Source organism: Streptomyces sp. CLV115 (genome assembly GCF_038448545.1).
GTDB classification, from domain to species: Bacteria; Actinomycetota; Actinomycetes; order Streptomycetales; family Streptomycetaceae; genus Streptomyces; species Streptomyces sanglieri.
This window is the reverse complement of record NZ_JBCEWQ010000455.1, coordinates 1-352: the sequence shown is the minus strand read 5'-3', so window position 1 is coordinate 352 and position 352 is coordinate 1. Positions and strand designations below refer to the sequence as shown.

The window sequence follows — 352 nt, the reverse complement described above, 5'->3', positions numbered from 1 at the left end:
CGGCCCGAACCGCTCCGGCAGATCCCGCCACTGCACGCCGGTCCGCACCCGGTAGAGAACCCCGTTGATGACCCGGCGGTGGTCGCTCCACCGACCTCCACGCGCACCACCAGGGGGTAAGAACGACCCCAGCCGATCCCACTCCGCACTCGTCAGATCACCACGGCCCATACAGTCAGCCTGTCCCCAACACCCCGACTGTGTCAGGAGATCCGAGAAACAGTGCCTAGTACTGCAACGGTGCTTGCCGTGACTGATGGCCAGGTCGGTCGTTGGTGTGGTTGTGGGTGGGGACCTTGCTGATGTCAGGTTGTGGGCGAGTGAACTGGAAGCTGTGCATGAGCGGTTCGTG

Annotated in this window: 1 protein-coding gene; it reads right to left on the bottom strand. The window is 63.9% G+C overall.

Features of this window, described 5'->3' with window-relative positions:
- Positions 1-171: transposase (locus tag AADR41_RS42625; protein WP_342287837.1), on the bottom strand; the 171-nt coding region annotated here is incomplete at its 3' end.
- Positions 172-352 lie beyond the last annotated feature (181 nt).